Consider the following 19,834-nt stretch of genomic DNA (forward strand, 5'->3'; position numbering starts at 1 on the left):
ACATGGGAAATGTAGCAAAAATCGTAGTGGGGGTGCTTGCCATAGGCGGCACCTTTTTCATTCTGTTAATCAGAGAATTTGGGAAATTTATTGACGAAGTTTCACCCTACAACTGGGGAGAAAGCGAGGTGCTGAAAGATGAGTATAAACGTTGAGGCGGAGAAAAGAGCCTATAAGAAATTCAGACAGGCCGGCATGACTGCAGCTGGGGCTTGCGGCCTGATCGGAAACCTGGAAGCGGAGAGTGATGGTTTCTACACAAACCGGGTTGAATACCTGTGCCTTAAACGGCTGAAAGAAAAGGGAAAAGTCTATACCCATGCCACCTATACTGCAGCGATCGACAGCGGAAAGATTTCCTGCGAGGAGTTCTTACATCCGCTTTCCGGAAAACAGTACGGGTACGGATTGGCCCAGTGGACAAGCCCTAGCAGAAAATCTGGTCTTTGGAATTTTGCCAAGCAGAGAGGCGTGTCCATTGCGGACGAAGATATGCAGCTGGATTTCTTACTGAAGGAACTGAGAGAAAGCTACAGCCCGGTTTTGGCTATTCTCAAATCAGCAACAACAATCCGGCAGGCATCCGATGTTGTTTTAAAGAAGTTTGAAATTCCGGCCAACACAGGGGAAAGTGTATGCGAAAGTAGAGCGGCAAGAGGCCAGAAATTCTATAACGATTATGCAAAGGAGGAAAAAATCGTGAGCGTGAAAATTAGTAATTGTGGACATGATGAAAACGGACGTTATGCAGGAGGCCAGGCGGGCGATCAGACTGGTACAGAGTATCAGATCATCAATTGGTACAATAGACCTTGGCTCTGTGTTTTACGATTTGAAGACCAGGAAGTAGCGGCACTGATTGCAGAGATGGCAACACAGGCCGCAAACAATAATATGATCGGCTATGACCAGGGAACCGCAGGGAATAGTAATGATCGCTATACCTTCTGGGAGCAGCTGGCCGCAAATGGTTATGATCCATCAAAAATCAAAAAGCCATGCGAAACAGACTGCAGTCAGAGTACCGCAAGCATCGTGAAAGCAGTCGGATACCGTCTAAATAAGCCGAAGCTGAAGGCAGTCAGCATTTATCTGACTACATACAACATGAGAAGTGCATTCAAGACAGCGGGAGCAAAGGTCCTCACCGATCAGAAATACCTGACAAGCGGTACATGCTTAAAGCCTGGAGATATCCTGCTGAATGACAATCATCATGTGGCTATCGCAGTGAGTGGAGATGCCAGTTCCAATGCAACTCCGGTAAAGAAGAATTATCTGGAAAAAGGAGACACCGGATCAGAAGTAACCACGATGCAGAAAATGCTTATCAAAGTTGGATATTCTTGCGGAGCTGCAGGAGCTGACGGAGATTTCGGCTCTGGCACTGATTCAGCTCTTCGCAAATTTCAGAAAGACAATGGACTGACGGTTGATGGACAGTACGGAACTAATTCCAAAGCCAAGCTGACCACTCTGTACAACAAAAAGGTTGGAACCACCACATCCACCAAGAAAGACGTAACGACAGTAGCCAAAGAGGTGATTGCCGGTAAGTGGGGTAGCGGAGATGAGCGGAAAAAGAAGCTGACTGCGGCCGGCTATGATTATAATACTGTCCAGAAGAAGGTGAACGAGCTGCTGAAGGCAAGTACCAAGAAAACTGTAGCCGAAGTTGCAAAGGAAGTTGTTTCCGGAAAATGGGGAAATGGAGCTGATCGGAAGAAAAAACTGGAAGCAGCCGGTTACAATTATGCAGAAGTCCAGAAAGAAGTAAACAAGCTACTGAAATAACAGCGGAGAAATGGTGCTTTTGAAGAGAGTCTGCACCTCTGAGGAAAATATATCACATACGCCCTGGTCCTTCGGGACTGGGGCATTTTTTATTGCAAAATGCGGAGCAAGTTAGAGGTAAAAATCAATATACAAAATAACTAAAATTTCAATGCTATTTTTGACGAAATGTGCCTGAGCAACGATAGAGAATTTTTCAATACTTAATATGCCTAAAAGCCAAAATCCGGTATAGAAGCGTGTACGAGCGTATAGAACTATTCAATTTTAGAAGAGTTGGTATGGAAAAGGTTAGAGAATTATGATATGGTGTAGATGCTGCCGAACCTCCAGCGGGAAGGAGGTGGAACCATTGGATGAAATAATCGCCATCATTCTTGTCCCTGTCATGGTAAATATAATTAGCTACTATATTTGCAAATGGTTGGACAGAAAAGACAAATAGGCAGCGAATAGCCTGAGGCATAAGCCACCTACATAACGGAATAGAAAACCCCAGAGATCTGACACATCTCCGGGGTTTTCATTTTTTGCTCATTGGATAATCGCCATCATCCTTAGCTGTTTTCAGTATATGCGTATCAAACAGAAAAGTCAACCAGTAATTTTTGGGTTCGCAAAATCGAGTTTTCCACATTATCCACACTCAAATGAGGATAAGATACAAATGCGTAAAGCCTTATAAATAAAGGAAAAACTTCATATTATAATAAAAAACGTGTGACATTGTCCCATCAATGTCACGAAACCGTCACGTCACTATTACTCTATATCTATTTCTGTATCTAAATCTTTTTCTATCTTTTTCTTTTATTCTCACTATTAACTATCGAATGTTGCAGTTGCGAAAATAATTTGCATAAAAAGAGCAAAACTATTGACAAATACGCAAGTGCGAGTTATAATATATACATAATCAAACAAAACACAAGAATCAAATAGGTAGGTGTTATTTTTTTACCTAAACAGTTCGCAAGTGCGAGAATGATTAAATAATCCGAGAGGAGGACACCAGTTGGCAAAAAGAAAGAGAACGGAAGACAAAGAAAAAGAACTGCTTGAGAAACGACTTCTTAGAATCCAGTTTTATGAAAGTGTGACAGCTATCATAACAGCCATAGTAACGATGCTTTTAGCAATCATTACGGCAGTCTCAAATTGGATTAAGTAAATCGAACCAAACAGTTCCTTGGTAGCAGGGGAGCGGTAACTCCCCTTGGCTATCAAGTCTACCATATAGGAGGACAGAAAGCAATGAAAAAGCTGAGAAGATTTTTGACAGTGTTGCTGTTTATCAATTTTTCATGGGGGATGGCAACCGGGATGGAGCCATTAAACTTCTGGTTGGTAATGGCAAATGGCACAGTAGTAATCGGATTGGCAGTACAAGATCTGGAGGAAAGAAAATGGAAGCACTGATGGAGAGAGCGAAAATCATGATCGAAAGACTGGATTTTAATGGTTGCATAGAATTGTTCAATCAGCTTCCAAGTGGTCATCCGATGATCGACTTGGTATGTACAGCTTGGAGGAGTATTCGGAAACGAGCTGCTTTGTAGAAAACGCTTCGAGGAAAAGGTGAGAAACCGGGAAATTTTCTACGGAATTGATTTAAGCACCGCAGTATTTGCAAAGAGAGAGACAGTGTCACTGACAGAAGAATGGGAGGCAATGGGAAATGTTGATCTGGAGATGTAAGAAGTGTGGGTGGATAGGAAGGGACTCCGAACTGGGTCTGCATTATGGAAATGATGAGGAATATTGTCCTCGGTGCAAGGAAGTAGATAGCATTGCAACAGTTGATTTTTCTGACTGCTTCAACAGCCAGGAAGTTGAAAAGCTGTGGCAGTTTTTTGGAGAAATCCCCATTGATGATGAAGATGCTATTTTGGAAGAGTTCTTGGGATTTTCGGAAGGAACGGACAGAATAGAAATCTGGCACTGGTTTGATGAGAATTATCCGGAAGGAGTGACCGAACTGGTAAACGGAGGAAGACATGGTAATTGAGAGAACTATATTAAGCAAAGTAGCAGAACTTAATGGGATTTCTATCTGTGATGAGAGAACAGTGAAAATCGAGTTGACAGAGGCAGAAATCGAAGAAGCGTATCGGATCAGGGAAAGAGAATACCTGGAAGAGGATACAAGGAATGCTGTTGAAGAGTTCTGCGATTATTGGGGGATTCCTAAAGGTATTGCCGGAGGCTTAAATGACAATCCGGATATCATCTGCAAGATCGCAAGTTTGTACGAAAAAAATCAGGATACAAATGTAGCATCTGCTGATACGATGAAAGAGGCGGTAAAACAGGTTTTGAAAAAGGAAGGAGTTTGGAAATGAGCAGGGCAGTTTATCCGGCAAGGGAAACCGTAACGGAGATCAGAGGCGAAGATGCGGCAGAGATCATCAATAAAATGATGGAGAAGGAAGGAATGACGCAGATCCAGCTGGCTCAGAAAATGGGAATCACCAGACAGAGAGTGAGCAGATTGATTTCTGGGAATATGAGATATGAGAATTTCGTGAGGATTATCAATGCTGCTGGGTATGATGTGAAAATTGAAAAACGCAAGTGCGAGAAAAACTTGAAATAATAGAGCAAAACTATTGACAAATACGCAGATGCGAGTTATAATATATACATAATCAAACAACAAATAAAACATCTTGGAGGTAGAGATTATGTATAGCATGAATGATTACAAAGCTGCATTGGCAGAAAGAGAAGAAAAAGATTTCGGTTCACAGTCATGGAACTATGCGCAGGCAAAAGTACAGGCTATCGCAGCAATCTTAGTTGCAACAGGAAACGAAGAAATGGTAGCTGAAATTGTAGAAGAATTGTACAGCATGAATGACAGTGGTTTTAGCTTTTTAGATCCGGCAGTGCAGTATGATTTATGGCTTCTGGAAAGAAATGGATACGAAGAGAAAAGGAAAGAATTTACTAAGCTTGGCTGGTAGGTGTTATTTTTTTACCCATACAGCTCGCAAGTGCGAGAAACACATAAGAAAAAATCGCATTTGCAGAAAGGAGTATGAATGAGCTATCAGAGAAAGACAAAGGACCGCTGGGACATAATGACAAACTGGGGATATGGCTGGGAGTGCGAGAACAGCGAATATACCAGGGCTGATGCAAAGAGAAGCCTTAGAGAGTACAGAGAGAATCTTGCAGGAAGAGCAGCCGTGAGAATGGAAAAACACAGAGAGCCGATCACAGCATAATTTTAGGAGGGATATAGCATGGCATTGTTAGAGGTTAAGACAAGTTACGCAACATATACAGATTGTACATTAAGAGTAGGACAGTATCAGATGGATGGTAGTATCGCAGTTGAAATCTTCAGCAGAAGAGAGGGACCAGTTGCAAGAATTACCGTTTGTCTGTGCGATTCAGCATTAGCAGAAAATGAAGCATACGTGGATACAAATAATTGTCCTTGGGTAGTGGATTTCTTAGAGGCGAAAGGGCTGGCAAAATCGACTGGAAGAACGAGACGTAGCGGATATTGTATTTATCCATCAATGAAATTCGACAGAGAGAAAATGATAGAGTTTGAGAGAGGGTGCTGAAATGGAAAGATTATATTGCACAATCAATGAAGAACAGGCCAGAATCGCACACGATATGATGTCTATGAGCGATTATAAGGTAGGCAGCAAGACAGAAGAATACAGAGGATATGTCGATAAAGCCTATGACTTGGCAGAGAAAGTTGCAGAAGCAAGACCGAGAGAAACGGATAGAGTTGAAGCATTGGCAAAGAGATATTCAAAGAGAATGGCCGAGTACATGAACCGGGAGAGTAATATCGGTTGCAGATGTCCTTCGGTTATGATTTCGGGTGCCGGCAATTTTCCAGTGAAGAAAAAAGAGAAACAAGTGCAGGCTTGGGAGAAGAACCACCAGTTTTATACTGAGACGCAGAAAATTCTGGATAAGATCAAGGGGATTTTGAGAGGAAAGGATATCATCAAGTCCTCAGATGAGGATGCTATAGAACGCCTGGAAGAGAAGCTGGATGCTTTAAAAGAAAACCAGGAAAGAATGAGAGCTGTCAATAAAGCCATCCGCTTGAAGAATACCAAAAAGGGAGATGAGGAGCTTAAAATCCTGGGGTATTCCGATGAGCAGATCCAGGAACTGAGAACCCCGGATTTCATGGGAAGAGTTGGATTTCCAGCATACGCCCTGCAGAACAACAACGCAAATATCCATAGAGTAGAGGAAAGGGTGAAAAGCTTGAAAGCAGTCAAGGAAAAGGGAACAAAAGAAACGGAATTTGAGCTGTTTAAGGTTGTTGAGAATGTGGAAGCTATGAGGCTGCAGATCATCTTTGATGGAAAGCCGGAGGCAGATGTCAGAGCCGTTTTGAAAAAGCATGGCTTTAAGTGGGCACCATCCCAGGGAGCGTGGCAGAGAATGTTGAATCCGGCCGGCAAATACGCATTGAACCGAGTGAAAGAAGAACTGGAGGCGATGCAGAATGACAATTAGAGAAGCTGGAAAAGGCATTGTAAGAAAGTCATACGGCGGACGAAAAAACACATATCGAATTGGATTTGTAAACAGGGACGGCGAAGAAGATGAGACGGAGCTGGAAGCGGAAGACATGAATGATCTTGCAAAATTATGGAGTTCTCTTTGTTCGGAATTTAATTGCAAAGCAAATAGTGTCACATATGTGGAGGCTGTATAATGCCAGAACTTCTCACAGCAGAAATCGCCAATGAATACAGAATATTGGCAGAAAATATTCCGGAAAATGGTAGGCAAGATACAGGCGAGAGAAGAGAACTGCGGCAGGAACTTCAAAGGAGATGCGGACTATCGGAACTGCAGGCAATCAATATTTTGAATGGGTTTCATGTCAAAGACTACATAGCAATAAAAGAAAGGGAGTATGCAGAGAATGAGCGAAGAAAAGCAGAAAGAGATCAAGACACTTAAAGGATGGGAAGAAAGTGGGAAAAACTGGGATGATTTTTGCAAGCCTGGGGAGCTGGTGGACGAAGATGTCTACTGGTACTTCTTGAATATTTTGCCACCGAGAAATATGGGAGCAGGATATCTGCAGGTAGGAGAACCTTACGACAGTAGATTAAACCCGAAGACAGGAAAATATATGGCAACCTATTCTACATTCGTGAAAGTAGGGGATAAGGTATGGAAATATTGCGGAAATTGTTTCCCCGGAGAAAGCGTTGATATTGAAAGCGAGGACAAGAGATGATTGTTGGTTATTGCATCCTTAATGGAAAAAAGTGGGTCATGTTCGAGGACAAACAGTGCGCAGCTGGAGAAGTAAAGTTGACCGATGGATTCAAGGATAAGCTGATCCGTTGGAACAGCGATAAGCTGATTGGAATGGAAAGCATCAGCAAGGAAGAGATTGATCTGAGAAAAGTCGTGAAGCGCATGAGAGGAGCTAGGCCTTGGCATCCTCTTCTGCAGGCTTTGAGAAAGGAGCTGGAAGGATGAACGAAATTAAGATCACGCCGGAAGAAATCGGAAAGGCCGCAGAGCTTATCCGAAAAGTAGCAGAGGGGACAACGCAACCTGCAGAGCCACTTACCAGTTGGGAAATCGCAAAAATTTTCCAGAGTACGCACATGAGAATTTTCAATCGGATTTCTCGGTTTTACAATGCGGAAGCGTCCGAAGACGAAAAGAAGGAGTTCGAGATTGCGTATAGACCGTATAGAAACCAGAGAAAACATCCAATCTGGAAACTGAGTGAAAAAGGCTGCCAGCTTTACATTGAAAAGATATGCGCCGAGGAAAAACGTAGCAAGGCTTTCGTGGAAGGACTTGGGAAATTCAATGATTTAATCGCACAGCATTTCCATGGAGCAAAAACGCAGGAAAATATCCTGATGAAGGGAAGATCCAGAACAGAGTGCAGTTACATAAAGAATCTGTTCGACCAGTTTATCGAAGGTCCGGCAATCGAGAATAGAGAAATCGAAGAGCTTGGGGCAAAATACGAAGAGTTTTATAAGGCAATGAGCGGGCTGAATGATGATGTAGCAGCCAAAAGAAAAGTAGAGGACTCGGTAATGGGAGTTGCAATCGAGGCAGAAATGCAGGGATTTATTTATGGATTCAAAGTATTTGAGATACTTTTGAATAGAGAATTAGCCACAGCATAGGAGGAAAAGAACATGGCAAAAGCAAAGTTTATGAAAGGTGAGTTTTCAGCAAAGTTTAAAGGAAAGAGAAAATTCGTTGCAGAACAGATGGAAGCAATTAAGGATTATGCGGCAAGAGATGATATGCAGATCAATATTTGTCCGGTAATCCAGGAGAGACCTTCCGGAAAAAAGAATACTGAGGAGCAGATCACACCAACCCATTCCATCAGCGGAAACCTGGAACACGCAGTAGTAGCAATTTACGACAATGCCGGCATCCCGTCGTTCATGCACAGATTCCGCAAGGTGACAAATAAGGAGCTGTTCGGTGGAAGCGATAAAACAAATGCAGCGTTTATCATTGGAGATGAAGAATACGATGAAATTTACATTTCTGTCTATGAGAACTGCGAAATTAACGGAAAGCCTTATAGCCTGCCAATGCAGAAGCCATGGACAGGAATTACCAATGATGAGGCGGCGAGAGCTTGTTTTTCAAAGGGAGAGGGATGGCATCTTATGACAAGAGCTGAATGGGGATTGCTTGCGAACCTCAGCTTGAAGAATGGTACTTTGCCACATGGCAACACAAACTATGGAAAGTACCATGCAAACCCGGAAGAACATGGAGAGTCAGCAGGAGAATCCGGAAAGACCAAAACCGGATCAGGACCGGCAACCTGGACCCACGATTATACATTGGAAGGCGTTCACGATCTGTCCGGAAACGTATGGGAAATGGTAAGAGGCTTGAGAATAAAAGACGGACAGCTGGAGATGGCAAAGAATAACGATGCAGCATTGGATATTGATCTTACTCTTGAAGGAGATAACTGGGAACCGGTAAGAGATGATTCCGGAAAGTCTATTAGAGTAAGCGTTTCCGATGGCGGTATCAAATTCCTTGCTGAAAGTGATTACGAAGAGGGATACGATGGATGTAGATGGAAAGATGTTAATATTGATTGTGAGAGTGAAACACTGAAAGAGCTGGCTCTGTATCCTGGAGAGCCGGAAGCCTACTGCTATATTGATAGCACCGAGGGAGAACGTTTGCCGCGCTGCGGGGGCGGCTGGTACAGCACTTCCGCTGCTGGCGTGTTCAGCGTGTGCCTGGACGACCCTCGGACTAGCGCCGACGGCAGCATCGGTTTCCGCTCCGCTTATTTTAGAAAACTGAAAACTGAGTAACTGATATGGCGGCTGGAAAGCCGCCGTTCATATATGAGAACGAGGAGAAAAGCCATGGAAGAAAGAAGAGATATAGTTTATATCGGAATAGAACACATCCATACACACCCGGAGAATCCAAGAAAGGATCTCGGAGATTTGACAGAACTGGCAGAGTCTATGAAAAAGCAGGGGTGCCTGCAGAATTTAACGGTTGTTCCAGTAGAAGGACAGCCTGGAGAGTATTATGCGTTGATTGGGAACCGCAGGCATGGAGCATCAAAGTTGGCAGGACTGGAAGAATTGCCATGCAGGATCGCTGAAGGATTAAGTCGAAAAGAACAGTTGTCAATCATGCTGGAAGAAAATATGCAGCGCAGCGATTTGACAATTTATGAGCAGGCCCAGGGATTTCAGCTTATGCTTGATTTGGGAGATACCGAGGAACAAATTGCTGAGAAAACTGGATTCAGCAAGACTACCATTCGCCGTAGGTTAAATATTGCGAAGCTAAACCAGGACGAACTTAAAAAGAAGGAGCAGGACGAAAATTTTCAGTTAACGCTGAAGGATTTATACGAACTGGAAAAAGTGAAAGATATTAAGACGAGGGATAAAATTCTCAGAGAAGCAACCAGTTCAAGAGACTTGGTGAGCAGAGCGCAAGCAGCTGCAGCAGAAGCTAAACGAAATGAAAATGCAAAAAAACTGAAAGAGATGTTGAAGAAGAAAGGCATTAAGGCTGCCCCGAAGTCAGCAGAAAATGAAATTTGGAGCGGAAAATGGAATACTATTAAGGAGTATGAGTTAGACAAAGACGTTCCGGAGCAGATCAAACTTCCAAAGACAGAAGAAGAAAAATTTTTCTTAGTATATTATCGTAGTTTGAGAATTATTACAAAAATTCCAAAAGGAAAGAAAGAACTTTCACCTTGGGAGAAAGAACAAAAGGAAAAGGATCAGGCAAAAAGGAAAATCAAAGCGATATTAAAAGAAAGCAGTGCCAGAAGAAAAGAATTTCTGGAGAATATTATTTCGGGGAAAATCAGCCCGGTTAAAGATGAATCTGAAGTAAAAGAAAAGATATGGGAAGCTATGATGGCACTTGGCAGTTACATTTATGCAAGCACAGTGCGAGATTTCTATTTGGAAAAGAGCTACTATGAATCTTCGCCAGAAGAGAAAAAAGCAGCAGATGAGTCAGCGGGGAAACTTAGTTCCTTACATCAGATGATGATTATTTTGCACAATTCAATGAAAATTTGCAACGAACCGTATGATTACAACTTGGTCTTTAATAAAAACAAAGGAGACGCACTCTTGAAAGGATATGAAGTGCTTGAGCCGTATGGTTGGTATTTTGAAGATGAAAAGGAACGTCAGGTGCTGGATGGAACATCTGAACTGTACAGAAAGGAGAGGAAAGATTGAGCAGAAGACCAGAGATAACAGCTACGTTGTCTCTGGCACTTGAAAAGAAAATCAATCCGTACAATGATCCCCGGATATATTGGGCTAAGGAAGTGACATTTGATTATTCCACAAACCATGCGGTCAGAGTTGATTACATGAGATACAAACCGGTCAATAATACGGTGTCCGGAATAGAAAAAGGAGACTTTTACTGTTATGAAGTGAAATCTTCTGTAGAGGATTTTCACTCGGGGCATGGCTTGAATTTCCTCGGAGATTATAATTACCTAGTAATGCCGGAGAAGATTTACGCAACGATTTCATTGGAGGTCCCACACTACGTTGGTGTATATGTTTTGGATGGGACAGAATTAACCTGCATAAAGAAAGCCAAGAGACACGATCGGAGCAAACCAGTATCAGAAATGCTACTTATGATGTTTAGATCAGCAGCAAGAGATAGAAAGAAGGTAAAAGAAGATGAAGACAGGTAAATATGCGAAAGATGGAAGAGAGATGCAGGTGGGCGATGTTGTACACTTCAGATGCAAAGATCATCCGCTGAGCGGAAAAGGTATAGTATTCATGGGAAAGGAAGTAGATGGTTTAGGAGAAGATCCGTTCCGCATCAGAGATACAAGAACCGGAAGAAATAATGGACGGATATACCCTTATTACGATGATGCGGTATATCGAATTGACGGAAGAGAGGGCGAGTAGTCATGGCAAAGCAGATGGTTTTGAATCGAAAGATGTACAAAGAAATTAAGAAAATGGATCACCAGGATATGTCCAACTATCTGTCACGTTATTACATGAACGCATACAACCAGGGAAAGGAAGACGCCGAAGGATTGAAGGCAGATGAGCTAAGAGAAATCCTTTTGACAGTAAAGGGAATCGGACCAGCAAAGACAGAGAACATTATGGAAGCAGTTGGAAAAGCCCTTGCAGAAAAGGGGTGAGGGAGATGTGGCAGCGAGGAGACGAATGCGATGGCAAGTGCTATACTGATGAAGGAATATGTCCGAGAGCTGAGTGGTGCGATAAAACCAGGAAAGGTGAGTTTGCGGCAGCAGCGCTGGCCGGATTCTTCTTTTTGGTGGTGTTGGTAATGCTGGCACCAGGAATGATCGCATTAAAATTGCTGGACTGGGTATATGGAAAATTATTTTGGAGGGAGAGTTGACAAATGGAAGAAAAGAAGGTATGGTTAGAAGTACCAAGATTTACTGGCGAAAATGTACCGGTGAATGTAGCTGCAAGAGTAATGAAGAAAGATCCTCAGTTTGTGAGACAGGGAATCATCCAGGGATTACTCACGTTTGGAGTAGCTTTCAAGAAAGATGGAAGTAGCCAGTATGATTATTACATATCACCCATGAAATTCTGGCAGGAAACGGGTTATGTTTATGACGGAATCGAGGTATAAAATTGGTCTGAGAAGTGCTGAAAAAGTACCAAAATTGGTGAATAGGAAACAGGTAGGTAACAAAATGTTCGATATGTCTTAATTTTGCGGGCTTTACCGTTTATGTTGAGGAAGCTGCTGACGCTGGCAAGTTCTGATTTCAGATAACGAAAAATAGTGGGAAAGGCTGTAAACCTTAGGGTTTATGGCCTTTTTCTTTTTGAATCGGAATAGAACAAAATATTTTCAAAAAGTGCGAAAAAACAGCAATAGCGAACACGTAGCTAACATTTTTGGGGAATTTATGAAATATTTTTTGGAGAAATTCATAAAATAAATCAAAGCGGCAGGGGAGATATTGAGAATATTTATGGAAGCGCTTGTGGATTATATTAAACCGGAATTGCTGATCACAGCGATCGCTTTGTATTTTATGGGGATCGCACTGAAGGAGGCTCAGGCTGTGAAGGACAAATATATTCCGCTGATACTGGGGTGTGCAGGGATCCTTATATGCGGAATTTATATTTTTGCTACCTGTTCCTGTAAAAATGCACAGGATATTGCAATGGCAGTATTTACATCCACGACACAGGGAGTCCTGGTGGCGGGGCTTTCTACATATGTGAACCAGCTGATCAAACAGCTGGAAAAAGATGAATAATGGATTTTGTAAGGTAGTTTCAGATACTTGCAGCAGCTGCAGGAATTTATGCGCCAGAAGAAAGCCGTTCAGAACAGGATGCAGGTAATTTGCGGAAATGCCATAATTGAGAGTAGGAGAAAATATATCATAAAAAGGAAGGATACATCATGCATGAGCAGATGTATCCTTCCTTTTTGAATTGGTTATTTATGCATTTTTCAGTGCCTGATCCAGATCTTTGATAATATCATCCACATTTTCGATACCAATGGAAAGACGGATCATTCCGGGAGAAACTCCTGCTTCAACCAGCTGCTCGTCGTTCATCTGACGGTGGGTATGGCTGGCTGGGTGAAGGACCATAGTGATGGAAGCAGCAACATGAGTTGCGATGGTGGCAAGCTTCAGACTGTCCATAAAACGGACTGCTGCATCACGGCCACCGGTCAGTTCAAAGGAGATAACGCCGCAGGTACGGCCATCCTTCATATATTTCTGAGCCAGTGCGTGATATTTATCCTCCGGAAGTCCTGCATAATTTACATGAGAAACCTTTTCGTGTGCGTTTAGGTATTCTGCGATCTTCTGGGCGTTGGAGCAATGGCGTTCAACACGCAGTGGAAGTGTTTCCAGGCCGAGGTTCAGAAGGAAGCAGTTCATCGGGGACGGAATAGAGCCCAGATCACGCATCAGCTGGGAAGTAGCCTTGGTGATGTAAGCTTTTTTTCCGAACTGCTTTGTATAGACAACACCGTGATAGGATTCATCCGGCTCTGTCAGACCGTGATATTTATGGCCATAGGCATCCCAGTCGAAGTTACCGCTGTCGACAATGGCGCCGCCTACCTGAACGGCATGCCCGTCCATATATTTGGTGGTGGAGTGGGTAACGATATCTGCACCCCACTCGAAGGGACGGCAGTTTACCGGTGTGGCAAAGGTGTTATCCACAATAAGAGGCACGCCGTTCTGGTGTGCAACGTGTGCAAATTTCTCGATGTCCAGGACGACCAGAGCTGGATTGGCGATGGTTTCTGCAAAGAGAACCTTTGTGTTCGGTTTAAATGCGGCAGCAATCTCTTCTTCTGTTGCATCGGTATCAACAAAGGTGCAGTCAATGCCAAGCTTTTTGAAGGTGACGGCAAGAAGGTTGAAGGTTCCTCCGTAAATGGTAGAAGCGGCAACAACGTGATCGCCTGCCTCGCAGATGTTGAATACTGCGTAGAAGTTGGCTGCCTGTCCGGAAGATGTCAGGATCGCAGCAACACCGCCCTCCAGATCTGCGATCTTTGCGGCAACGGCATCGTTGGTCGGGTTCTGGAGACGGGTGTAAAAATATCCGTCTGCCTTCAGGTCAAATAACTGGCCCATTTCGTCAGTGGTGTCATATTTGTAAGTAGTGCTTTGATAGACAGGAAGTGCACAGGGCTCGCCTTTGGATGGGGTGTAGCCGGAGTGGATACATTTAGTCTCTAAATTATAATTGCTCATAGGGATAAGTCCTTTCTGCTGTGGTTTTCGTATGAATTTAGCCGAATCAGGGAAGTTCTCTGCTTCAGATGCGGATATCCCATTGATCGGAATTAAGGAAGCTTCCTGTACTTCCGGATATTTCATTCCTGTATTATGCGTTTCAGGGATTTCTGAGGGAAGCTTTGTTCCTTACAGTTCGGCTAAATAAAGTATGAAAAATGCATTTGTATATTTTAAATAAAACTACATATAAGTATAACTCTTTATGTGTTGAAATACAACAATATTCTACATAAACTCTACTAGGGTATAAGGAAAATAAAATATTGCGTTCTGGTGCACATAATAAAACGCTATATGATCAACGTTTGTAATAAGCATAGTAAGTCATTTTATAGATGCGAAAATGTGAGTGAATGCCGAAAAAATACTGTAAAATAAACAAAATATGTGAATGAAGTAACAAATAGTGAAAATCGCATAAAAACAAAATGGATATTTTGTACAAAAAAGATATTGCGTTCACGTGCACAAGATGATAATATAACATCATCAAAAAGAACACAAAAACAGAAAACAATAAACAATAAAAAATGAACGGAGGAATTTAAAATGTTAAGAGTAGGAGTTATCGGATGCGGCGGAATGGGAAGAGATCATATCAGAAGACTGACAGAGAAGATCCAGGGAGCAGAAGTAGTAGCTGTTTCCGATGTATTTGAGGAAAGTGCCAGGAAAGCAGCCGAGATCTGCGGAGCAAAAGTCTATGCAGACAGTAAGGAGCTCATCAATGCAGAGAACGTAGATGCAGTATTTATCGTATCTCCGGGCTTCGCACATGTAGATTCTCTTCTTCAGGCGATCGAGGCCGGTAAGAGGATTTTCTGTGAGAAACCATTATGTACAACTGCTGAGGACTGCCTGAAAGTAGTAAAGGCAGAGGAGGCAGCCGGCAAACATCTCATCCAGCTTGGATTTATGAGACGCTATGACAAGGGATATCAGCAGATCAAGGAAGCACTTGCAACCGGAGAATACGGCGAGCCGCTGATCCTTCACTGTACACACAGAAATCCGGAGGTAGGTACCAATTACAATACACCAATGGCTGTGCACGATACCGCAATCCATGAGATCGATGTCCTTCACTGGCTTGTAGATGATGAGTATGAATCAGCACAGGTAGTAATGCCAAAAGTGACGAAATATTCCCACTCTGAGCTGAAGGATCCGCAGATCATGATGCTCCGTACTAAAAAAGGTGTATGCATTGATGTAGAAGTATTTGTAAACTGCAAGTTTGGATATGACATCAACTGTGAAGTTGTATGTGAGGACGGTGCACTGAAAATGGCACAGCCGGCTTATCCGTCTATCCGCAAGAATGCGGCAGTGTCCACTGCTATTGACACAGACTGCTTCGTAAGATTTAAAGACGCTTATGATAAAGAGGTTCAGGACTGGGTTGATAACGCAGAGGCAGGAGTGATCACAGGACCGAATGCATGGGATGGATACCTGGCAGCGATCACAGCAGATGCTCTTGTAAAAGCGCAGGAAACCGGACAGATCGAGAAAATCGTTTCAGCAGTTGAGAAGCCGGAATTTTATAAATAAATATATTTTACGAGCTCCACCTCATCAAGTGTGAGTTATCATACCAACTTATTGCTACAGACTTCCCCAATGAGTCTGCGGCGGCAGTTACCGGCAGGATCCGATTCCGCTTCGGCTTTGTTGAAACTGCAGTGGAAAACCTGCCGGTGAGATTAACCGGAAAAATTGGCTGAAAAGTAAAAACATATGGAGGGTATTGAAGATGAAATTAGGATTTAATGAAGCAACTGCACTGGAATGTAAAGGACAGTCTCTTATGGCAGACCTGGAGATGTGCGAGAAATATGGTTTTGATTATATTGAGATCCGCTTTGACTGCGTAAAGGACTATCTCAAAGAGCATACACTGGAAGAACTTGCAGACTGGTTTAAGAATCATCATCTGAAACCATGGGCATACAACACTCTGATCTTCTTTAACCAGAGAGATGAGGCAGGGGAAAAAGAGATTGACGAAGAAGTTGATTTTATCCTGAAGGTTTCCAAAGCAATCGGAATGAAAATGCTGATCACCGTTCCAAGCTTTGATGTAAAAGACAAATCTGTCAGTGAGATCAAAGAAGAAGCAGTTGCACGTCTTCGTTATCTTTCCGATAAGGTTGGCGCGGATATGAAGATCTCCTTGGAGTTCTGTGGTGCACCGAACTGCTCCATCAACCAGTTTGGAACAGCCTATGATGTGGTAAAAGCAGTAGACAGAGATAATGTAGGCGTTACCGTGGATACCTTCCATTTCCATGAGATGTGCTCCCGCCTTGAGGACCTGAGAGCTGCTGATGGCAAGAAGATTTTTGCATACCATTTAAATGACTGTGAGGATCTTCCGCTTGGCTCCTGCGGAGACGACAAGAGACTGTGGCCGGGTGAGGGTGTTGTAGATCATGCAGGAATCGCAGCTGCACTGAAGGAGATTGGTTTTGATGGCGTTTGCACCATCGAAGAGTTCCGTCCGGAGTACTATGCAATGAGCCATGAGGACAACGTGAAAAAGGCTGCGGAAGTTACCAGAGACTTTGTGCAGAAATATTTCGGATAATTCATTCAGAAAGGTCCGACCTTAAACCGATAGGAGGTAGATACTATGGCTGGTAAGGGAATCCCTGAATTGTTGAATTACAAGCAGAAGGGGAAAGACTTGAATGAATTCATCAAGGTTCCGTTGTCGGAAAAGCTGGCATACTGTTTTGGTGATCCGGCACTGACCTTGATGTATACCATGACTACAACTCTGCTGATCTATTTTTATACCAACGTTGTTGGAATATCAGCAGGTGCGGTAGGAATGATCATGCTTTTGTCCCGTGTTTTTGATGGATTTTCCGATGTGCTGATGGGAACTATTATCGACCGGACTCATTCCAAGTATGGAAAAGCCAGGATCTGGATCTTAAGACTTGCGGTTCCTTATGCGCTGGCAGCGGTGCTTTTGTTCACCATGCCGCCAATGGGAAATATGGGAAAGATCATCTATGCTTTTGTTACCTATAATATCATGAATACGGTTGTATACACTGCTATCAGCCAGCCATTCCATGCACTGGGATCTCTGATGAGCCGTGACCGTCGTGAACGTGATGTGATCTGTAACATCCGCATGGTATTGTCGATCACAGCAAGTATGATCATTACTGCGTTCACACTGCCGCTGATCAATATCGTAGCGAATATTACCGGCAATCAGCAGATGGCCTGGATCCTGGTAACTGCCGGCTATGCGATCATTTCTGTCGGTGTACTTGTGAATACTTATATGGTCTGTACAGAGCGTGTTTCTGCAGCAAAACAGGAAAAGGAAGATATTCCTTTTGTGGAAGCATTTAAAGCAACCGTTACCAACCGGTATTTCCTTATCGCTCTGGGGCTGATGATCTTTTATACCGCATATCAGATCATTATCGGAACGGACCTTACCTATTACTGCCAGTATGTACTCGGAAATGTAGACCTCGTCATGCCTCTTTCCGCAGCTGAGAAACTGGCAACTGTGGCAGGAATTGCCCTTTTGCCGAAGGTGCTTCCCCGCTATGGAAAAAGAAATCTCATCTGTGTCGGCTGCATCCTGGGCGTTGCAGGACAGCTTCTGTTCCTGATGAATATTACCAGTGTTTCGCTTGGTGTTGTAACCTGTATCATGAGAGGTATCGGAATCGCCCCATTCTATGGTGTGCAGTATTCTCTTCCAAGCGATGCTATTGAGTATGGCCAGTGGAAAACAGGCAAGCGTGTGGAGGGTCTGATGTTCTCATCTATGAGCATGGGTCAGAAAGCCGGTTCCGGACTGACTTCTGCTATTATGGGAGGAATTCTTTCGGCGGCATACTTTGACGGAACAAAGGCGACAGCGGCAGAGCAGTCTGCAGAGGCAATCCGCGTGATCAAGGGATTTTATCTGTATGTTCCGATAGCGATCTGGGTAGTGATGTTTGTGATCGCAGCATGCTACCAGCTGGACAAAGTTTATGACAAAATGATGCGTGAACTGATCCAGAGAGAATCGGGAGAGGAAAGCGTCTCTGTGCCGGGCGAGATCCAGGCCATGCCGTTACCGGAAGCTTCCGGAAACCGGATCAACGTGGCAATTGGAAGACTGTATGGCAGCAGTGGAAGAAAGATTGCCGAGGGTGTTGCAAAAGCACTGGACTGCAAGGTTTATGATCGCCAGATCATCTGTCTTATGGCAGAAAAGTTCGGTATGGAAAAAGCAGATCTGGAAAGTGTAAGGCAGTATCTGGATTCCTACAATTATGAGGATTCTGAGCTTACATTTTCCCCGTATGGACATTCATCGGCAGGTGCGGCAGCAGATTATACAGGTGTTCAGATGTTTGAGGTGCAGAGCCGGATCATCCGTGAGCTTTCTGAGAGAAGACCAGGTGTATTCCTGGGAAGATGTGCCAACTATGTGCTTCGTGGAGAGCCGCATACATACAGCTTTTTCGTTTATGCAGATGATGCTTACCGGGAAAAAGAGGGCCAGGAATATTATAAAGGCCAGTCTCTTGGAGAACTGAAGAAACGTGATCAGATCCGAAATGAATATTATGAGAAGTTTACCGGAATCCGCAGAGACGATCCCCATTATTACGATATGGTGATCAATGTATCCAAAACAGGTGTAGCCGGAGCGGCCAGCCTGATCCTGGATTATATCCGGAATAAAGAAGAGGAAAAAGGAGGGAATGCATCATGAAGATTGCATTTGACGTAGATGTTCTTGCGAAACAGATGGATATCAACCGTATGGTCCATCAGGTGGCGGACTGGGGATATAAATATATTGAACAGTCTCCGCATCCGAGAATCAATCCGTTCTATAAGCATCCGTTGTTTTCAAAAGAATGTGAACAGGAATACAGACAGGCTCTTAAAGAGACTGGCGTTGAGATTTCGTCCTTTATCGTGGTGTATCGCTGGTCTGGTCCGACGGAGGAACAGAGACAGTTTGCAGTTGCAAACTGGAAACGGATGATCCAGATCGCCGGAGATATGGGAGTGAAGGTTATCAATACAGAGCTTTCGGGTGATCCGAACCAGCAGGAGATCTGCAATGGAATGTGGTTTAGATCCATGGAGGAATTGCTTCCGCTGATCGAGCGTGAGGGTATCCGTGTGGAGATCCAGTCTCATCCTTATGATTTCTGTGAGCTGAATAATGAGACCTGTGATATGGTGAAATCCTTCCGTTCTCCAAATCTTGGTTATGTGTATTCTTCTCCTCACGGCTTCTTCTACGATGAGGGCAAAGGAGATGTGCGGTCCATGCTGAAATATGCGGGAGATGAACTGACCCATGTACTTTTTGCGGATACCTTTAACCAGACCATGGACTGCAGATACATTTTAAATCCGCCGTGGCTGAATGGCCGTGGAAAAGCGGATGTGACGGTGCATCAGCATCTTGCAATGGGTGAGGGTGATGTGGATTTTGATGGTATTTTTGAAACATTGAGAGAAATGGATTTTGCCAGCAAGCAGCTGAAACCGGATGCACCGAAAGCCGGCGGCGATAACATTGCCTGCGTTTCCATGTTTGGTTTTCCGGAAAAGATGGATAAGCAGGCACCGGAAGCAAGAGAGCGGATTGAGAGAGAACTGCTGGGGAAATGATCGGGTGATTGCGGCAGATCAGAAAGAAAACTGTAATAAATGAGCAGCTGACAGTACGCAGAA

30 protein-coding genes are annotated in these 19,834 nt (G+C 43.6%); 29 read left to right on the forward strand and 1 reads right to left on the reverse strand.

The genetic code is table 11. The features are described from left to right. Window positions 1-2: 2 nt before the first annotated feature. The 25 genes from DWW77_RS17950 to DWW77_RS05595 all read left to right on the forward strand — a co-directional run bounded on the left by DWW77_RS17950 (window position 3) and on the right by DWW77_RS05595 (window position 12,592). On the forward strand, window positions 3-155 hold the full coding sequence (locus DWW77_RS17950; RefSeq protein WP_177290865.1) for a hypothetical protein: 153 nt from the start codon (window positions 3-5) through the stop codon (window positions 153-155). Continuing rightward, entirely contained in the window at window positions 139-1,794 is a 1,656-nt protein-coding gene (locus DWW77_RS18175) for a phage tail tip lysozyme (protein WP_207664952.1), read from the forward strand. The genes DWW77_RS17950 and DWW77_RS18175 overlap by 17 nt, the downstream gene beginning before the upstream one ends. A 1,015-nt stretch (window positions 1,795-2,809) precedes the next feature. Beyond that, entirely contained in the window at window positions 2,810-2,965 is a 156-nt protein-coding gene (locus tag DWW77_RS17960) for a hypothetical protein (protein WP_182431194.1), read from the forward strand. Window positions 2,966-3,048: 83 nt separating this feature from the next. Beyond that, a complete protein-coding gene (locus DWW77_RS17965; RefSeq protein ID WP_182431195.1) occupies window positions 3,049-3,213 on the forward strand; it encodes a hypothetical protein in 165 nt (54 codons plus the stop codon). Next, window positions 3,213-3,353 (forward strand): hypothetical protein, encoded by a 141-nt coding sequence (locus DWW77_RS17970; protein WP_182431196.1) that lies wholly within the window; start codon window positions 3,213-3,215, stop codon window positions 3,351-3,353. Before DWW77_RS17965 ends, DWW77_RS17970 begins: the two co-directional genes overlap by 1 nt. Before the next feature lie 119 nt (window positions 3,354-3,472). Beyond that, window positions 3,473-3,802 (forward strand): hypothetical protein, encoded by a 330-nt coding sequence (locus tag DWW77_RS05500; protein ID WP_118608233.1) that lies wholly within the window; start codon window positions 3,473-3,475, stop codon window positions 3,800-3,802. After that, complete coding sequence (locus DWW77_RS05505; protein WP_118608234.1) at window positions 3,792-4,136, forward strand: hypothetical protein; 345 nt, start codon at window positions 3,792-3,794, stop codon at window positions 4,134-4,136. The genes DWW77_RS05500 and DWW77_RS05505 overlap by 11 nt, the downstream gene beginning before the upstream one ends. After that, window positions 4,133-4,390 (forward strand): helix-turn-helix domain-containing protein, encoded by a 258-nt coding sequence (locus DWW77_RS05510; RefSeq protein ID WP_118608235.1) that lies wholly within the window; start codon window positions 4,133-4,135, stop codon window positions 4,388-4,390. The genes DWW77_RS05505 and DWW77_RS05510 overlap by 4 nt, the downstream gene beginning before the upstream one ends. Window positions 4,391-4,478: 88 nt before the next feature. Further along, window positions 4,479-4,760, forward strand: a complete 282-nt coding sequence (locus DWW77_RS05515) for a hypothetical protein (protein WP_118608236.1) — start codon at window positions 4,479-4,481, stop codon at window positions 4,758-4,760. A gap of 78 nt (window positions 4,761-4,838) precedes the next feature. Then, entirely contained in the window at window positions 4,839-5,024 is a 186-nt protein-coding gene (locus tag DWW77_RS05520; protein WP_118608237.1) for a hypothetical protein, read from the forward strand. A gap of 18 nt (window positions 5,025-5,042) precedes the next feature. Next, window positions 5,043-5,372: a DUF4313 domain-containing protein gene (locus tag DWW77_RS05525; RefSeq protein ID WP_118608238.1), complete on the forward strand. Its 330-nt coding sequence runs from the start codon at window positions 5,043-5,045 to the stop codon at window positions 5,370-5,372. 1 nt (window position 5,373) lies between these two features. Beyond that, on the forward strand, window positions 5,374-6,297 hold the full coding sequence (locus DWW77_RS05530; RefSeq protein ID WP_118608239.1) for a DUF8626 domain-containing protein: 924 nt from the start codon (window positions 5,374-5,376) through the stop codon (window positions 6,295-6,297). Continuing rightward, complete coding sequence (locus tag DWW77_RS05535; protein WP_118608240.1) at window positions 6,287-6,499, forward strand: hypothetical protein; 213 nt, start codon at window positions 6,287-6,289, stop codon at window positions 6,497-6,499. The genes DWW77_RS05530 and DWW77_RS05535 overlap by 11 nt, the downstream gene beginning before the upstream one ends. Beyond that, complete coding sequence (locus DWW77_RS05540) at window positions 6,499-6,750, forward strand: hypothetical protein (RefSeq protein ID WP_118608241.1); 252 nt, start codon at window positions 6,499-6,501, stop codon at window positions 6,748-6,750. The genes DWW77_RS05535 and DWW77_RS05540 overlap by 1 nt, the downstream gene beginning before the upstream one ends. Beyond that, window positions 6,713-7,033 carry a hypothetical protein gene (locus DWW77_RS05545; RefSeq protein ID WP_118608242.1) on the forward strand — a complete coding sequence of 107 codons (321 nt, stop codon included), beginning with the start codon at window positions 6,713-6,715 and terminating at the stop codon, window positions 7,031-7,033. Before DWW77_RS05540 ends, DWW77_RS05545 begins: the two co-directional genes overlap by 38 nt. Next, complete coding sequence (locus tag DWW77_RS05550; RefSeq protein ID WP_118608243.1) at window positions 7,030-7,281, forward strand: hypothetical protein; 252 nt, start codon at window positions 7,030-7,032, stop codon at window positions 7,279-7,281. Before DWW77_RS05545 ends, DWW77_RS05550 begins: the two co-directional genes overlap by 4 nt. Beyond that, the gene (locus DWW77_RS05555; protein WP_118608244.1) at window positions 7,278-7,952 is read left to right on the forward strand and encodes a hypothetical protein; all 675 of its coding nucleotides are present in this window, start codon (window positions 7,278-7,280) and stop codon (window positions 7,950-7,952) included. Before DWW77_RS05550 ends, DWW77_RS05555 begins: the two co-directional genes overlap by 4 nt. A 12-nt stretch (window positions 7,953-7,964) precedes the next feature. Next, window positions 7,965-9,125, forward strand: a complete 1,161-nt coding sequence (locus DWW77_RS05560) for an SUMF1/EgtB/PvdO family nonheme iron enzyme (RefSeq protein ID WP_118608245.1) — start codon at window positions 7,965-7,967, stop codon at window positions 9,123-9,125. Window positions 9,126-9,179: 54 nt separating this feature from the next. Beyond that, complete coding sequence (locus tag DWW77_RS05565; protein WP_118608246.1) at window positions 9,180-10,535, forward strand: ParB/RepB/Spo0J family partition protein; 1,356 nt, start codon at window positions 9,180-9,182, stop codon at window positions 10,533-10,535. After that, entirely contained in the window at window positions 10,532-11,011 is a 480-nt protein-coding gene (locus tag DWW77_RS05570; RefSeq protein ID WP_118608247.1) for a hypothetical protein, read from the forward strand. Before DWW77_RS05565 ends, DWW77_RS05570 begins: the two co-directional genes overlap by 4 nt. Further along, entirely contained in the window at window positions 10,998-11,237 is a 240-nt protein-coding gene (locus tag DWW77_RS05575) for a hypothetical protein (protein ID WP_118608248.1), read from the forward strand. Before DWW77_RS05570 ends, DWW77_RS05575 begins: the two co-directional genes overlap by 14 nt. Before the next feature lie 2 nt (window positions 11,238-11,239). Next, on the forward strand, window positions 11,240-11,482 hold the full coding sequence (locus DWW77_RS05580; protein ID WP_118608249.1) for a hypothetical protein: 243 nt from the start codon (window positions 11,240-11,242) through the stop codon (window positions 11,480-11,482). Between the two features lie 5 nt (window positions 11,483-11,487). After that, on the forward strand, window positions 11,488-11,706 hold the full coding sequence (locus tag DWW77_RS05585; protein WP_118608250.1) for a hypothetical protein: 219 nt from the start codon (window positions 11,488-11,490) through the stop codon (window positions 11,704-11,706). A gap of 3 nt (window positions 11,707-11,709) precedes the next feature. Then, window positions 11,710-11,949 carry a hypothetical protein gene (locus tag DWW77_RS05590; protein WP_118608251.1) on the forward strand — a complete coding sequence of 80 codons (240 nt, stop codon included), beginning with the start codon at window positions 11,710-11,712 and terminating at the stop codon, window positions 11,947-11,949. A gap of 337 nt (window positions 11,950-12,286) precedes the next feature. Beyond that, a complete protein-coding gene (locus tag DWW77_RS05595; RefSeq protein ID WP_330591180.1) occupies window positions 12,287-12,592 on the forward strand; it encodes a phage holin family protein in 306 nt (101 codons plus the stop codon). Window positions 12,593-12,781: 189 nt separating this feature from the next. On the opposite strand, the gene DWW77_RS05600 is transcribed toward DWW77_RS05595, so the two are convergent. Beyond that, window positions 12,782-14,065: an O-acetylhomoserine aminocarboxypropyltransferase/cysteine synthase family protein gene (locus tag DWW77_RS05600; RefSeq protein ID WP_118608308.1), complete on the reverse strand. Its 1,284-nt coding sequence runs from the start codon at window positions 14,063-14,065 to the stop codon at window positions 12,782-12,784. A 594-nt stretch (window positions 14,066-14,659) separates the two neighbouring features. Here DWW77_RS05600 and DWW77_RS05605 point away from each other — a divergent pair. The 4 genes from DWW77_RS05605 to DWW77_RS05620 all read left to right on the forward strand — a co-directional run bounded on the left by DWW77_RS05605 (window position 14,660) and on the right by DWW77_RS05620 (window position 19,771). Then, window positions 14,660-15,664 (forward strand): Gfo/Idh/MocA family protein, encoded by a 1,005-nt coding sequence (locus DWW77_RS05605; protein WP_015525730.1) that lies wholly within the window; start codon window positions 14,660-14,662, stop codon window positions 15,662-15,664. A gap of 202 nt (window positions 15,665-15,866) precedes the next feature. Continuing rightward, on the forward strand, window positions 15,867-16,700 hold the full coding sequence (locus tag DWW77_RS05610) for a sugar phosphate isomerase/epimerase family protein (protein ID WP_021651116.1): 834 nt from the start codon (window positions 15,867-15,869) through the stop codon (window positions 16,698-16,700). A 45-nt stretch (window positions 16,701-16,745) separates the two neighbouring features. Then, complete coding sequence (locus DWW77_RS05615) at window positions 16,746-18,854, forward strand: cytidylate kinase family protein (RefSeq protein WP_114001428.1); 2,109 nt, start codon at window positions 16,746-16,748, stop codon at window positions 18,852-18,854. Then, complete coding sequence (locus tag DWW77_RS05620) at window positions 18,851-19,771, forward strand: sugar phosphate isomerase/epimerase family protein (protein WP_015525733.1); 921 nt, start codon at window positions 18,851-18,853, stop codon at window positions 19,769-19,771. The genes DWW77_RS05615 and DWW77_RS05620 overlap by 4 nt, the downstream gene beginning before the upstream one ends. The last annotated feature ends 63 nt before the right edge of the window (window positions 19,772-19,834 follow it).

The sequence above is a fragment of the Ruminococcus sp. AF17-12 genome, from assembly GCF_003479245.1.
Taxonomy (GTDB): Bacteria; Bacillota; Clostridia; order Lachnospirales; family Lachnospiraceae; genus Blautia_A; species Blautia_A fusiformis.